The sequence below is a fragment of the Pedobacter antarcticus genome, assembly GCF_900103515.1.
GTDB classification, from domain to species: Bacteria; Bacteroidota; Bacteroidia; order Sphingobacteriales; family Sphingobacteriaceae; genus Pedobacter; species Pedobacter antarcticus.
In genome coordinates this window covers 485,650-498,752 of the sequence record NZ_FNGZ01000001.1, presented here as the reverse complement: position 1 = coordinate 498,752, position 13,103 = coordinate 485,650, and the positions used below count along the sequence as shown (strand labels likewise).

14 protein-coding genes and 1 tRNA gene are annotated in these 13,103 nt (G+C 37.0%); 10 read left to right on the top strand and 5 right to left on the bottom strand.

Annotated elements, in window-relative coordinates; translation table 11 throughout:
- Positions 1 to 122: 122 nt before the first annotated feature.
- Both pnp and rpsO read right to left on the bottom strand, forming a co-directional pair.
- Positions 123 to 2,270: a polyribonucleotide nucleotidyltransferase gene (gene pnp / locus BLR53_RS02030; RefSeq protein ID WP_074586661.1), complete on the bottom strand. Its 2,148-nt coding sequence runs from the start codon at positions 2,268 to 2,270 to the stop codon at positions 123 to 125.
- A 116-nt stretch (positions 2,271 to 2,386) separates the two neighbouring features.
- Complete coding sequence (gene rpsO / locus BLR53_RS02025; RefSeq protein WP_037438138.1) at positions 2,387 to 2,689, bottom strand: 30S ribosomal protein S15; 303 nt, start codon at positions 2,687 to 2,689, stop codon at positions 2,387 to 2,389.
- Between the two features lie 233 nt (positions 2,690 to 2,922).
- Here rpsO and BLR53_RS02020 point away from each other — a divergent pair, with 233 nt between their 5' ends.
- Positions 2,923 to 3,342 (top strand): acyl-CoA thioesterase, encoded by a 420-nt coding sequence (locus BLR53_RS02020; protein ID WP_037438139.1) that lies wholly within the window; start codon positions 2,923 to 2,925, stop codon positions 3,340 to 3,342.
- Positions 3,343 to 3,646: 304 nt separating this feature from the next.
- Here BLR53_RS02020 and BLR53_RS02015 read toward each other — a convergent pair whose 3' ends face one another.
- The 3 genes from BLR53_RS02015 to BLR53_RS02005 all read right to left on the bottom strand — a co-directional run bounded on the left by BLR53_RS02015 (position 3,647) and on the right by BLR53_RS02005 (position 5,722).
- Positions 3,647 to 4,081: a DUF983 domain-containing protein gene (locus BLR53_RS02015; RefSeq protein ID WP_074586660.1), complete on the bottom strand. Its 435-nt coding sequence runs from the start codon at positions 4,079 to 4,081 to the stop codon at positions 3,647 to 3,649.
- 66 nt (positions 4,082 to 4,147) lie between these two features.
- On the bottom strand, positions 4,148 to 4,729 hold the full coding sequence (locus BLR53_RS02010) for a Crp/Fnr family transcriptional regulator (RefSeq protein ID WP_037438141.1): 582 nt from the start codon (positions 4,727 to 4,729) through the stop codon (positions 4,148 to 4,150).
- A gap of 6 nt (positions 4,730 to 4,735) precedes the next feature.
- Positions 4,736 to 5,722, bottom strand: coding sequence for a D-alanine--D-alanine ligase (locus tag BLR53_RS02005; RefSeq protein ID WP_037438142.1), 987 nt, complete (start codon positions 5,720 to 5,722; stop codon positions 4,736 to 4,738).
- Between the two features lie 183 nt (positions 5,723 to 5,905).
- On the opposite strand from BLR53_RS02005, the gene BLR53_RS02000 reads away from it, so the two are divergent.
- The 9 genes from BLR53_RS02000 to BLR53_RS01965 all read left to right on the top strand — a co-directional run bounded on the left by BLR53_RS02000 (position 5,906) and on the right by BLR53_RS01965 (position 13,090).
- On the top strand, positions 5,906 to 6,679 hold the full coding sequence (locus BLR53_RS02000) for a PASTA domain-containing protein (RefSeq protein ID WP_037438143.1): 774 nt from the start codon (positions 5,906 to 5,908) through the stop codon (positions 6,677 to 6,679).
- A 13-nt stretch (positions 6,680 to 6,692) separates the two neighbouring features.
- Positions 6,693 to 7,748: an endolytic transglycosylase MltG gene (mltG, locus tag BLR53_RS01995; RefSeq protein WP_074586659.1), complete on the top strand. Its 1,056-nt coding sequence runs from the start codon at positions 6,693 to 6,695 to the stop codon at positions 7,746 to 7,748.
- A 1-nt stretch (position 7,749) separates the two neighbouring features.
- Complete coding sequence (locus BLR53_RS01990; RefSeq protein WP_037438145.1) at positions 7,750 to 8,157, top strand: acyl-CoA thioesterase; 408 nt, start codon at positions 7,750 to 7,752, stop codon at positions 8,155 to 8,157.
- 80 nt (positions 8,158 to 8,237) lie between these two features.
- On the top strand, positions 8,238 to 9,224 hold the full coding sequence (locus BLR53_RS01985) for a YihY/virulence factor BrkB family protein (RefSeq protein ID WP_037438146.1): 987 nt from the start codon (positions 8,238 to 8,240) through the stop codon (positions 9,222 to 9,224).
- Between the two features lie 99 nt (positions 9,225 to 9,323).
- A tRNA-Ser gene (locus BLR53_RS01980) sits at positions 9,324 to 9,411 on the top strand.
- Between the two features lie 411 nt (positions 9,412 to 9,822).
- On the top strand, positions 9,823 to 9,990 hold the full coding sequence (locus BLR53_RS20290) for an Arm DNA-binding domain-containing protein (RefSeq protein ID WP_083331973.1): 168 nt from the start codon (positions 9,823 to 9,825) through the stop codon (positions 9,988 to 9,990).
- Entirely contained in the window at positions 9,963 to 10,112 is a 150-nt protein-coding gene (locus tag BLR53_RS19895; protein ID WP_176763492.1) for a hypothetical protein, read from the top strand. The genes BLR53_RS20290 and BLR53_RS19895 overlap by 28 nt, the downstream gene beginning before the upstream one ends.
- Entirely contained in the window at positions 10,105 to 10,605 is a 501-nt protein-coding gene (locus BLR53_RS01970) for a phage integrase SAM-like domain-containing protein (protein ID WP_143007801.1), read from the top strand. The genes BLR53_RS19895 and BLR53_RS01970 overlap by 8 nt, the downstream gene beginning before the upstream one ends.
- Before the next feature lie 313 nt (positions 10,606 to 10,918).
- A complete protein-coding gene (locus BLR53_RS01965; RefSeq protein ID WP_074586653.1) occupies positions 10,919 to 13,090 on the top strand; it encodes an ATP-binding protein in 2,172 nt (723 codons plus the stop codon).
- Positions 13,091 to 13,103 lie beyond the last annotated feature (13 nt).

Below are 13,103 nucleotides of genomic sequence, written 5' to 3'. Positions count from 1 at the left end.
ATTAAGACCAGTATAACCCGGTTGGTTATTGCTATTTTTCAATAGTGGCTTAGATTGATTAAATATAGGAATTAAGTTATTTATAAAACAAAAAACCCCGCGAAGGCGGGGTTTTTATAAAATTAAGCAGGCTTGTTATCTTGTGCGGCTTCCGGTTTCGGAGGGCGCGGCAATAATGCCTTTCTGGAAAGTTTCATTTTTCCTTGTTTATCTATATCAAGTAATTTAACCTGAATTTTATCTCCTTCTTTTAAGACACCATCCATAGTTTCCAGACGTTCCCATGCAATCTCAGAGATATGCAACAGACCATCTTTACCAGGCATGATTTCTACGAAAGCACCAAAAGGCATGATAGATTTAACTTTACCATCATAAGTAGCACCTATGTCTGGTTTAGCAGCAATCGCATTGATACGTTTAACTGCAGCATCAATTGCAGCTTTGTTATCTGCAAAAATCTCAACGATACCTTTGTTACCAACTTCTTCGATTGAGATTGAAGCACCTGTCTCACGTTGCATTTCCTGAATAATTTTACCACCGGGTCCGATAACAGCACCAATGAATTCCTTATCAATACTCAGGGAAACAATACGTGGAGCATGGTCTTTATAATCTTCACGAGGCGCAGAAATAGTTTTCTTCATCTCATTCAGAATATGTAAACGCGCTTCATTAGCTTGCTTAAGGGCAGCAACTAAAACTTCCCATTTTAAACCATTGATTTTTAAGTCCATCTGACAAGCTACAATACCTTTTTCAGTACCTGTAACTTTAAAGTCCATATCACCTAAATGATCTTCATCTCCAAGGATATCTGTAAGAATGGCGTATTTACCAGTTTTCTCGTCAGTAATTAATCCCATTGCGATACCTGATACAGGAGCTTTGATTTTAATACCGGCATCCATTAATGCTAAAGTACCAGCACAAACTGTTGCCATTGATGACGAACCATTTGATTCAAGAATATCTGAAACGATACGGATAGTATATGGATTTTCTTCAAGTCCTGGTAATACCTTTCTTAAAGAACGCATAGCCAGGTTACCATGACCAATTTCACGTCTTCCTGCACCACGGTTAGGGCGAACCTCTCCAGTAGAGAATCCAGGGAAATTATAGTGTAAAAGGAATTTGTTATAACCATTGACGAAAGCTCCGTCAATCATTTGCTCATCATCTTTAGATCCTAAAGTTACTGTAGTTAATGATTGTGTTTCACCACGTGTAAATACAGCCGATCCGTGAGCAGTAGGTAAATAACTTACTTCACTCCAGATAGGACGTACAGTTCTAACATCACGACCATCTAAGCGCATACCTTCATCTAATACAAGGTTACGAATTGCGTCGTATTGTACATCGTGGAAGTATTTTTTAGATAAGAAACCAGTTACATCATCAATACCTTCACCTAATGAAGCGATAAAATCCATTAAGATCTCACCAAATTTATCACCACGTTCAGATTTTGAAGTCTGGCTTTTTGCTACTGCATATACTTTATCATAAGTAGCAGCATAAACTTTCTCTTTCAGCTCAGGATTGCTGTCTTCATGAGAATAAGTACGTTTTACTGTTTTACCTACTAATTCAGTCAGTTCTTTCTGAACTTTAACCTGAATAACAATTGCTTTGTGTGCAAATTCGATAGCTTCTACCATTTCCTCTTCAGAAATTTCATCAGCTTCACCTTCCACCATCACGATGTCATGCTCTGTACCAGCTACCAGGAATTCCATAGTTGCACGCTCCAAATCACTAACATAAGGATTGATTACCAGCTTGCCATCAATTTTCGCAACTCTCACTTCTGAGATCGGGCCATTAAATGGTATATCAGAAACAGCGATTGCCGCAGATGCAGCTAATCCCGCTAATGAATCCGGCATTATGTTTTTATCAGAAGATATCAGGGAAATCATCACTTGTGTATCCGAGTGATAATCTTCAGGGAACATCGGGCGCAAAGCTCTGTCTACCAGACGTGAGATTAAAACCTCATAATCTGACAATCTCGCCTCACGACGTAAAAATCCACCTGGGATACGGCCTGCAGCTGCATATTTTTCCTGGTAATCTACTGATAATGGTAAAAAGTCCACACTGGATTTAGCACCTACAGAAGATACTACAGTAGCCAAAAGCATGGTATCTCCCATTCTTACTACAACGGCTCCATCTGCTTGTTTAGCCAGTTTGCCAGTTTCAATTTCGATTGTCCGTCCATCGCCCAGATCGAACGATTTTTTTATTACATTCATTTAGAAAAATTTGCGATGTGTTTTCCTCTTTCTACACATCAGATTTATATATATTTTTTTATTTATCAAAGTAAAAAAGCCATCCCTGAGAATGGCTTTTCCTGATATTACAACGTTTATTTGCTATCTCTCGAACCTAATGGTTTGATGATATCTCTTAGCCCTAAAGCTTTGATAATAGCACGGTAACGGTTGATATCTTTTTTGTACAGGTAAGCCAAAATACCACGGCGTTTACCTACTAATTTTTGAAGAGACAATTGTGTAGAAAAATCTTTACGGTTTTTCTTTAAATGTTCTGTTAAGTGTGCGATGCGGTATGTGAATAACGCTACCTGACCTTCTGCAGAACCTGTGTTTGTCTCAACTTCGCCGTGTTTTTTGAAAATGTCGGCTTTTACTTCTTTACTTAAATACATTACTTGAATTATACTAAAGTGTATATGATTAATTAATTGGTGCAAATATACTTTAAGTTTTCAGGATAAACAAGAATCCTATAAATCATTTAGCACAGCGCGGTCATTTATAAATGACTGTAAAACAGATGTTAATATGGGTACGCCACAAATACAAACAGATAAATTCCTAATATATTAACAAAACACCTTCAGCATTTCCTTAAATAAGCGCCAACCTTTACTTTTGTCATATGGAAAAAACCGCATACAGCGTCTTTGAAACAGAACTTAAAGTCCGTCCTGACGACATAGATATGTTCAACCACGTACATAACAGTAAATACTTTGATTATGTACTGGCTGCCAGATATGATCAAATGGAGCTGTTTTACAAGATGCCGATGGAAAGCTTTCTGAAAAGTGGTTTGGGATGGGTTGTCCGGACAGCAATGGTAGAATTTAAACGCCCCCTGATCCTGGGAGATCAGATTAAAGTGAGAACTGGTATACTTACAATTAATGAAAAAGGCTGCCGTGTACAGTTTGAAATTGAAAATATACGCACTGGAAAAATAGCCTCAGACGGCTGGTTTGATTATGTAATGATAGATATATCAACCGGAAAAGGTTGCAAGGTTGACGAAGACATGATTAAGGCTTACAGTATCTAAGCCAGCTATCCGATTCCGTAGGTTCATACACATTAACGCTGTCTTATTTTAACCAACAGTTAATTGTATTACGTGCTGGTTTCGTCAACATTCGATGCATACTTCGTTCACTGTTTCTTCATACTTCGTTCATTGTTTGTTCAATCGGTATTGGAGGAAATATGGAGAAACAACGAAGGCTATTTAAACGAGGTTCGATACAATGACGAAACACACCCTATCGTCTGGAGATAATTACATGGCATAAAAAAGGGGCTGGCCATTTTACAATGACCAGCCCCTTTTTTATAATTTTATAAATTGATTACTGCGGAGAAACGATTTTTGAACTATGCACCTGGTCATCGCCGCTTCCTGGAACATAACCCAAGCCTGGTGTAAGCCAATGCAACAGAAATATTCTGGAATACCGGTAATTAAACGGAGAGCAGATAAACACGGTTAAAAGTAAAACTCCAACATAATACCAGAGATTATCGTAAACCAGCGGTAAGCCCAGTATATAAATGGCAACGCTGGCAGATATCATTTCTGCCACGTTCATCGCGTAGCTAATAAACATAGCAACATAGAAGAAACCAGGCTCGCGTTCAAAACGGAGATTGCAATAAGGACAGAATTCGTTGGTCGTTTGTCCTCTGAAAGAGAGTGAATACATATTCCCTGTAAAAACATCACCTTTTCTACATCTCGGACATTTACATTGTATGACTGCCTGTAATTTAGATATTGGTTCCATATGATCTTATTTAACACTGCAAATTTACTACTAATTAAGTGATTGTTTTATGACCTGCATCATATATTACTGTTTGACAATTTTCCCTCTTAATAGTTTTATTTCGCCCGTTTTACTCATCTTTTTAATTAATCTAATCACGGTTTCTACGCGCAGTCCGCTCATGTCTGCCAGCGCTTGCCGGGTAACCGGAAGAACCTCATCTGGTTTCAGTTCTTTACACAGATAAGTTATCAGTGTGCGCAGACGGTGGTCGGCATGTTCATTGGCTAATTCCTCCAGCATCATAGATTTATAGAAGAGTCGCTTACTTAAGGTTGTAATTACCTCTACACTGAATTCCCGGTTATTTTCCAGAAGACTAAGAAACTGTTCCCGTTCCAGCAGAATCAGCGAAGTATCCTCAGTAGCAATAGTATAAGCAAGGTAAGGCTTACTCAATAACATCGCCGGCTCGCCGAAATACTGATTCTTTTTGAAGATTCCCTGGATAAATTCTTTGCCATCTCCATTCACCGTTACCATCCTTACCTGTCCTCTACTAATAAAATAAACAAATCTCGGCTGCTGCCCGGGACTATAAATCACCTCCCCTTTTTTATAAGCTACATTTTTATGGCTGAGCAGGCTTAGTTCTTCGATAATCATTTTAGATTAACTAATCGTTTCTTTGATAAGTTTGGAATAAAATGTTTTTAAATCCATTCCATGCGCAGCAACTTGCTGAGGAATAAAGCTTGTCGCCGTCTGCCCCGGAATCGTGTTGATTTCAATGAAATAGAAATCACCTTCATCGCCAGTCAGTATAAAATCAATACGTACAACTCCCCTGCAGTTTAATTTTTCGTAAACGGCTGTCGCTATCTTCTCTACACGTGCACGTGTGTCTGCTCTAATCGGCGCCGGCGTTGTTTCGGTGGCGACGCCCGGTGTATATTTTGCATCGAAGTCAAAAAACTCTTTCGCTGTTTCCACTTCAGTTGCCGGTAACACTACAATCTTGCCGTCGAGCTTCACTACGCCTACAGTAAATTCACGACCGGAGATGAATTCTTCAATCAACAATTGATCGTCTTCTTTAAAAGCTTTAGCTATTGCGTCTTTCAGATCATACTGATTTTTAACTTTACTCATTCCAATACTGCTCCCTCCATTATTGGGTTTTACAAAATATGGAAGCGTAAGCTCTTCTTTTATACTGCTTAAATCTACAGGCATATGTTTAAAGAGTTGCATAGATCGCGCTATAAAAAGATCAGAGATTCCATTGACTATCGCTTTGGTATAGCCTTTATTCATCGTAACCGCAGAAGTAAGTGCATCGCAGGTCGTATAAGGTATATGAAGCATATCAAAATAACCCTGCAATTTCCCGTCCTCTCCCGGCGCGCCATGAATAGCGATAAATACGCCGTCAAAAGTTACTTTCCTACCGTTAAAATGTAGAGAGAAATCATTCTTATCTACCTCAATTTTCACAGAATCAGCAGGCTCATAGAACCAGCCCTGCTGCGTTAGCATTATTTTATAAACTTCGAATTTATCAGTATCAAGATGATGTGCAATTGTCGCTGCGCTTTTAACGGAAATTACCCATTCGTTAGTTGTACCGCCTGTTAGCAGGGCTATTATTTTTTTCATTAGAATATTATTTAAACTTTTTCGGGCTATGTTAAACACTGGCCATTACCGCCGCTGACATATATATTAGGCGCCATTACTCCTCAAAATTATCAAAATACTTTATTGAGATCTCATTTATATTCCGATAAAATATATTTTTAGCCTAAATTTGAACCCAATACATCGTATATCATACTATTAATGGCAAATTTCCTATCGTATCTTAAAACCAAATCATTTAGAAATAATCTTGTAGCTGCAGTCGCAACTGTAGTCGGCTTATTACTGATTGCATTTTTCAGTCTTCGTTATTATACCAAACATGGTCAGGGGTTAAATGTGCCCGTGGTTAAAGGGTTATCTTTTAATCAGGCTGTATCGAAATTAGAAGAACTTGGCTTACGATACGAGGTAGATTCTGTATATATTATGGATATGCCTCCTGGCATTGTGATTGATCAGGATCCGGAAGCAAATACCTTCGTTAAGGACAACAGAACAATTTATCTGACTATTAACACTGCTCAGGCACCTAACGTTAAGTTTCCTGATATACAATTTAAATCATTTATTGAGGCACAAGCCATAATTGCAAGCTTTGGCTTAAAAGTTGGTGATACAGCTTATAAGGCTGATGTAAGTCGTGATGTTGTACTGGAAATTTCATTCGGAGGTTCGGCAGTTCATCCGGGCGATGTAATACCAAAAGGATCAAAGATTGATCTGCTTCTGGGCGATGGCCGTGGAAATGAGGAGGTGGAAATACCAACCTTAATGGGATTCACCAAAGATGAGGCTGTTTTTTCATTGAAAGGCTCAAATTTGAAACTGGGAATAATAACTTACGAAGGAAATATTACTGACACCGCAAATGCCGTTATTATCATGCAGTCTCCGGTACTTTCTGATACTTTGTCGAAGGTTAAAATCGGTACACCTGTAAATATAACGCTGTCCAATAAAAACTTAAATTAGAGCTATTATCTATATGACTACCGAAAATACTAAGGGGTTAAAAAAAAATACGAAATTCATATTTGCAGGCCTGCTTATCATTCTTGCTATCGCAGGATTCTATGGAATAAAATTCTACAGGGTCTATTTTGCACCTAATGTGGCTGAAAATGGCACCTTTCTGTATGTACGTACCGGTGGAAATATAGACCAGGTGTTTCAGGAGATAAGGGACAAGGATTTATTAAAAGATGTCGGTACATTCAGCCAGGCAGCTGCGCAAATGGATCTGGCAGAGAGACTCAAACCCGGACGTTATAAATTGACAAAGGGAATGAATAACCGCACGCTTATCAATACAATAAAATCCGGAAACCAAACACCGGTAGCGCTAAAATTCCAGAACATCAGAAAGAAAGATGATTTCGCCGGCTATTTATCCAGAACATTCGAAGCAGATTCTTCGGAATTCATCAAGGTGTTGGATTCTGCAGCTTTAATTGAGAAATACGGATTTACGCCCGATAATAGTTATACAATGTTCATCCCGAATACTTATGAGATGTACTGGAATACAACACCGTTGGAGTTTTTCGACAGGATGCAAAAAGAGTACACTAAGTTCTGGACGCCTGAACGTAAAAAAAAGGCATCTGCTCTGAATCTAACTCCCCAGCAGGTTACCATTCTGGCTTCAATCGTAGACGGTGAAGCAATTTTTGATAAAGAGATGCCAACTATTGCAGGTCTTTACTTAAATCGTTTGAATAAAGGGATTTTACTACAAGCCGACCCTACCGTAATTTTTGCCAACAACGACTTTACCGTTAAAAGAGTTACCAATGCATTGCTACGTGTAGATTCTAAATATAATACTTATAAATATGCAGGTTTGCCTCCGGGCCCTATCATGATGCCAAGTATAAAAGCTATTGATGCAGTATTATCGCCGGAAAAAAACAGCTATATCTATATGTGTGCAAAGGAAGATTTTTCTGGATACCATGCTTTCGCGGAGACAAAGGAACAACATGAGATCAATGCAAATAAATACAGACAAGCTTTAAACAAGAGAAACATTTTCAGATAGTATGTACCAACACGAAACCAAAATCAGGGTTAGATATAGTGAGACAGATCAAATGGGTTACGTATACAACGGCAATTATGCTCAATACTATGAGGTTGGACGCGTAGAAATGATGCGGAGCCTCGGAATGAGTTATGGCAAAATGGAAGAAAGCGGCATTATGCTCCCATTGCTTGAACTCAAATGTAAATTTATCAAACCTGGTCTCTATGACCAGGAACTTACGATCAGAACTTCAGTAAAAACGCTGCCGGGAATCAGAATGACTTTTGATTACGAGATATATAATGAAGAGCAGGAACTTATTAATATCGGCTCCACTATTTTAGTCTTTTTTGACATGGAAAAGAAACGCCCGTGTCCCCCACCAGATTACTTTATAGAGCGAATTCAAGAATATTTCGCATAAATTATTTAATTTCAAGCAAATAGCACATTAGCTCAGCGAAAAAACATAGCTGTGCTATCATCCTATTGATACGGTATTAAATGAATTGGATCCATAAGCAATTATTAAAATTAAGTATATATTCCAGGTTTATCGCATGGACAAAAGTCTGTGTCTTACCTGGCTTTAGTCCGCTGCCTTTGTATACTGTAGCGTCTTTTTTCTTCAAGGAGATCGGCAAAGACTCATTAATTAATAAAGCGTCTTCTCTGGCTTATAACTTCATGCTGGCTATCTTCCCCGGCATTATCTTTTTATTTACACTGATCCCTTATATCCCTAAAAGAATTGGGTTTCAGGAGCAGCTCATGGTCTTATTACGACTCATCTTACCAGCACAGGCATTTACTGCATTCGAAAACACAATCGAAGAAATCGTAGAAATCCAAAATGGCCGTTTATTATCTTTTGGTATAATCCTCTCGATTTTCTTCGCCACCAATGGCATGCATAACCTGATGAAGGCCTTCAACAAATCTTCTTTGATCATTGAGACAAGAAGCTGGGCAAAACAACGGCTAATCGCATTGATCCTGACCTTGGTCATCGCCTTTTCATTAATCGCTACAATCGCCGCGATGACAGTAGGCGAAATTGCACTGAAATATATTAATAGAGAGCTGCACCTGAAGGGGCATTTTATAGCATACATTATAGATTTCTCAAGATGGGGCCTGCTGGGAATCCTCTATTTCGTGACCATTTCAATTTTGTACCGGTATGGCCCGGCTAACACCAAGAAATGGAGATTGTTCAGCGCCGGATCCTGGTTGGCCACGATCCTAGCCTTTCTAACAATCTGGGGCTTCTCTTTTTATATTAACCACTTCGGATCTTATAACAAGGTATATGGTTCTATAGGTACATTGATTGTAATGATGATCTGGCTCTACTTAAATTCTCTCATACTTTTGATAGGTTTTGAGCTTAATGCGAGCGTAGACCTGAGTAAAAGATCCGTTAAAATCATCAAACAACCGTTTAATCTGTTCAAAAAACCGCTCTCTAACAGCCCTAAACAGCTATAATCAAAATTATTCTTTCTCATTACTAATCAGTTACCCGTTTATAGAAAAATAATAGATATACTGATTTGGAAAATCAGACCATATTTGTACTTTTGTCGCGGAGAGTTGGCAGAGTGGTCGATTGCGGCAGTCTTGAAAACTGTTGACTGTTAAAGGTCCGCGGGTTCGAATCCCCCACTCTCCGCCAAACAAAAATGCTACCCTTTTCGGGTGGCATTTTTTGTTTATAATCGGCCCGCACCGTTTGGTGCGAAGGCTAGACTCTAAACAAAAAATTGCCAGGAGCGCAGCGACAGCATTTTTGATTGAAGCCACCCCCTCCGGGGATCAGCGAGCTAATCCCCCACTCTCCGCAAGTATTTAATCAAAATACACAAAATGGCTTTAAACGTATGTTCAAGGCCGTGTTTATTTTTAGCCCACATCAAAACCACACAAAATTTCTCAATGTCTAGTGCTCCAATAGGTGCCCTATTCTATCGCTCTCGATTGGGGCACTAGAAACCTTGTAGTTTATTGAATATCAATATCGTTAGAATTAATACATCTTGACAGAAATAACGCAACGAACTAAATTTATTCACTTAAATCGATTGCGATGAACAAGACATTAGGACTTTTATTCCACCCAAAAAAATCAAAGATCAATTCAAATGGCCTCACCCCTATCTATCTAAGGATAACTATCGACAGTATCCGTACAGATATATCTTCTAAACGCTTTATTAACTCCAATAGATGGAATATAACAGGGCACAGAAAGTAAATGGCACCTGTGAAGAGGTACGCAACATCAATTTCGCATTAAAATCCCTAGAGATCAAAGTTTATAATGGTAAACCAAGACTTGCCAATCACCTCAGAGAATCTAAAAAAGTATATGTATGATATAGAGATTGTGCCCAAGGTTGCCGAAAAAACGATACTAGAAATATTCAAGACCCATAAGTTGGAAGTAGAAAGTTTAATAGGTAAAGGCTTTGCACGAGGAACATACGATAGATATGAGGTCAGCTACCAACATACCGAGGCATTTATGCTATGGAAATACAACGTTAAAGACGTGCTTTTGAATCAAGTAAACCATGAATTTGTGACCTCCTATGATTATTTCCTACGTAGTGTGCAGAGTTGCGCCAATAACACGACCGTCAAGTACATAAAGAACTTCAAAAAAATCGTCCTTATAGCTCTAGCGAATGGCTGGCTTGAAAAGAATCCGTTGAAACAATTCTTTGCTGGCATCGGTTTTTGGATATTGGCCTATCTGATATACCGGAATGTTAAAAATGAAAACCAAGTTCATAATAGACAAATTGGAATTACCCTACACTTTCAACCTATATTGGTTATGGGTTATGGGTTATGGGTTATGGGTTAGTGTTATTAGGTGTTCTATGGTCGGTCTAGCATTTATCTTTCAATCACTTCCAGCTCAAATTTAAGGAATGAACATCAATTGAGTTTTCGTCAGAAGACCTGTACGACTCACGAGAAGGTTACAATTAATAAAATCGTCATTTTTTTTTATGCAATAGTTTCAAAATCACGGAAAACCGTAATTTCAACAACTATTTTTATCTTATCATTGCAGTAAAGTATTCTTTCTATTATTACGCAATTGTGCAATCATTATCGAATACCAGCCTAAACCTGCTGTAGTAAACAATACTCCTAATTAAACAAATATAATCATGAAAGTATTATCCATTGATTTCGAAAACTGCTTTGGCATTGGAAAATTAAATCATGAATTTGACTTTAACAGCTCAAATTCCTACTTAATATATGCACCAAATGGCACCATGAAAACTTCTTTTGCCAAAACATTAGATTTGATTGCTAAAAATGACAAAAAAAATCAACCGAAAGACCACGTACATAACAAAAAGTCCAAATTCGAAGCTTTATCAGATGGAGTTGAGATCAATCCCAATACTATTTTAATTATAAATGCAGAAGATAATTCCTTCGATGCAACAAACAAGATAACATCATTTATTGCAAGCAAAGAACTAAAAGAACGGTATGACAATATCTACATAGAATTAAATAATGCCAAAAATGAACTTCTAAAAAAACTCAAAGCAATTTCCCAAAGTTCAGACTGCGAAGGAGAATATATTACAACGTTTAACGAAGATAAGAATAACAGCTTCTTTGGCGTTTTATCAAAGCACGTGCATGAACTAAAGGATGAGGTTGACAAAGTTTCTTTCAAATACAACAGTGTATTCGACACTAAGGGGAATGTCAAAACTTTCCTATCCAAAAATGAGGATTTACTAGACGATTATATTAAGAATTATAATGAAATAATATCCAGTTCGAAACTTTTCAAACTCACAGAAAGTAATACTTTCGGTACTTACCAAGCAAATGAAATATTAAAATCTATTGAAGACAATTCTTACTTTGAAGCAGGACATAAGTTTGTTTTAGAAGATGGCACGGAAATTAAGGATTCCGAAGAATTAAAACAGTTATTTCAAGAGGAAGTTGAAAAGATTTTATCAGATAAAAAACTAAAAGAATCATTTGACAAGGTTGATAAGGCAATTGGGGCAAATGTTGAATTGAGGGCCTTTAAAAAAGTTATTGAAAATGATAATTCCCTTTTAGTTAGCTTAAAAGACTATAATGGATTTAAAAAGAAGGTCTGGACAAGTTTCCTGTCAGAAATCAAAGACGAAGCTACAACCTTAGCTGAACTATATGACAGACAAAAGAAAGAATTAGAGGAAATCATGAATGAGGCTAAAAAAGAAGCCTCATTATGGAATGAAATCACAAAAAAATTCAATGCACGTTTCTACGTTCCTTTTGAAGTGAAAATAGTGAATCAACATGATGTTATTCTTAAACAAGAAACGGCAAACCTACAATTTACCTATAAGGACAAAGATGAAGATCCTGCTATACAAACCAGAGAAAGTCTATTAAAGATACTAAGCAAAGGCGAGCAAAGAGCATATTTTATTTTACAATTCCTATTCGAGATTGAATCAAGACAACTTACTGATGAAACCACACTCTTAATTTTTGACGATGTGGCTGATTCATTTGACTACAAAAATAAGTATGCTATAATTGAATATATTCGGGATTTGCATTTTTCTAATAGGTTTAAATCTCTAATATTAACACACAACTTCGACTTTTACAGAACCCTTGCCTCAAGACTTGGATTATACAAGCACACCTTTATGGCAACTAGGGATAACAACAGATGCATACAGCTAAAAGAAGGGCTATATATGAATGACCTTTTTAAAGAATATTTAAAGAGCCATGAAGAACCGAAAGTTTTTATTAGTTTAATTTCATTTGTAAGAAACTTAATTGAATATACTGACTCATCAAAATCAGACGACTGCATTAAACTAACTAGCTGCTTGCATCAAAAAGAAAATTCAGAAGCTATAACTATAAATGAAGTTTTTGATGTTTTTAAGAATAGGATTACAAAGCTGAAAGATAAAGTAATAGATTTCAATGGCAATGAGAAAATCTTAGATTTTATATATTCAACTGCTGATCACATAGAAAACGAAGAAAATATAAACGAAATTTTATTGGAAAACAAAATTACACTTGCAGTTGCCTGCAGATTAAAAACGGAAAAATATCTAATAAAATCTCTACCAGAAGTCGATTTAGATAAAATCAAAGTAAACCAGACGAAAGAACTATCAACCAAATACAAAACAAAATATAAAGACAGTAAGAATTTAGAAATCATAGATAAGGTGAACTTAATGACACCTGAAAATATCCATATTAATGCTTTTATGTATGAGCCACTTATTGATATGTCAGTTTATCATTTAATAGATCTATATAAGCAAACAAAAGAATTAAACTAGAACCATTATTTTA

What these genes read in the sequence shown, in the direction of transcription:
- pnp (WP_074586661.1), bottom strand. Translation starts at nt 2,270, where the DNA reads ATGAATGTAATAAAAAAATCGTTCGATCTGGGCGATGGACGGACAATC.
- rpsO (WP_037438138.1), bottom strand. Translation starts at nt 2,689, where the DNA reads ATGTATTTAAGTAAAGAAGTAAAAGCCGACATTTTCAAAAAACACGGC.
- BLR53_RS02020 (WP_037438139.1), top strand. Translation starts at nt 2,923, where the DNA reads ATGGAAAAAACCGCATACAGCGTCTTTGAAACAGAACTTAAAGTCCGT.
- BLR53_RS02015 (WP_074586660.1), bottom strand. Translation starts at nt 4,081, where the DNA reads ATGGAACCAATATCTAAATTACAGGCAGTCATACAATGTAAATGTCCG.
- BLR53_RS02010 (WP_037438141.1), bottom strand. Translation starts at nt 4,729, where the DNA reads ATGATTATCGAAGAACTAAGCCTGCTCAGCCATAAAAATGTAGCTTAT.
- BLR53_RS02005 (WP_037438142.1), bottom strand. Translation starts at nt 5,722, where the DNA reads ATGAAAAAAATAATAGCCCTGCTAACAGGCGGTACAACTAACGAATGG.
- BLR53_RS02000 (WP_037438143.1), top strand. Translation starts at nt 5,906, where the DNA reads ATGGCAAATTTCCTATCGTATCTTAAAACCAAATCATTTAGAAATAAT.
- mltG (WP_074586659.1), top strand. Translation starts at nt 6,693, where the DNA reads ATGACTACCGAAAATACTAAGGGGTTAAAAAAAAATACGAAATTCATA.
- BLR53_RS01990 (WP_037438145.1), top strand. Translation starts at nt 7,750, where the DNA reads ATGTACCAACACGAAACCAAAATCAGGGTTAGATATAGTGAGACAGAT.
- BLR53_RS01985 (WP_037438146.1), top strand. Translation starts at nt 8,238, where the DNA reads ATGAATTGGATCCATAAGCAATTATTAAAATTAAGTATATATTCCAGG.
- BLR53_RS20290 (WP_083331973.1), top strand. Translation starts at nt 9,823, where the DNA reads ATGAACAAGACATTAGGACTTTTATTCCACCCAAAAAAATCAAAGATC.
- BLR53_RS19895 (WP_176763492.1), top strand. Translation starts at nt 9,963, where the DNA reads ATGGAATATAACAGGGCACAGAAAGTAAATGGCACCTGTGAAGAGGTA.
- BLR53_RS01970 (WP_143007801.1), top strand. Translation starts at nt 10,105, where the DNA reads ATGTATGATATAGAGATTGTGCCCAAGGTTGCCGAAAAAACGATACTA.
- BLR53_RS01965 (WP_074586653.1), top strand. Translation starts at nt 10,919, where the DNA reads ATGAAAGTATTATCCATTGATTTCGAAAACTGCTTTGGCATTGGAAAA.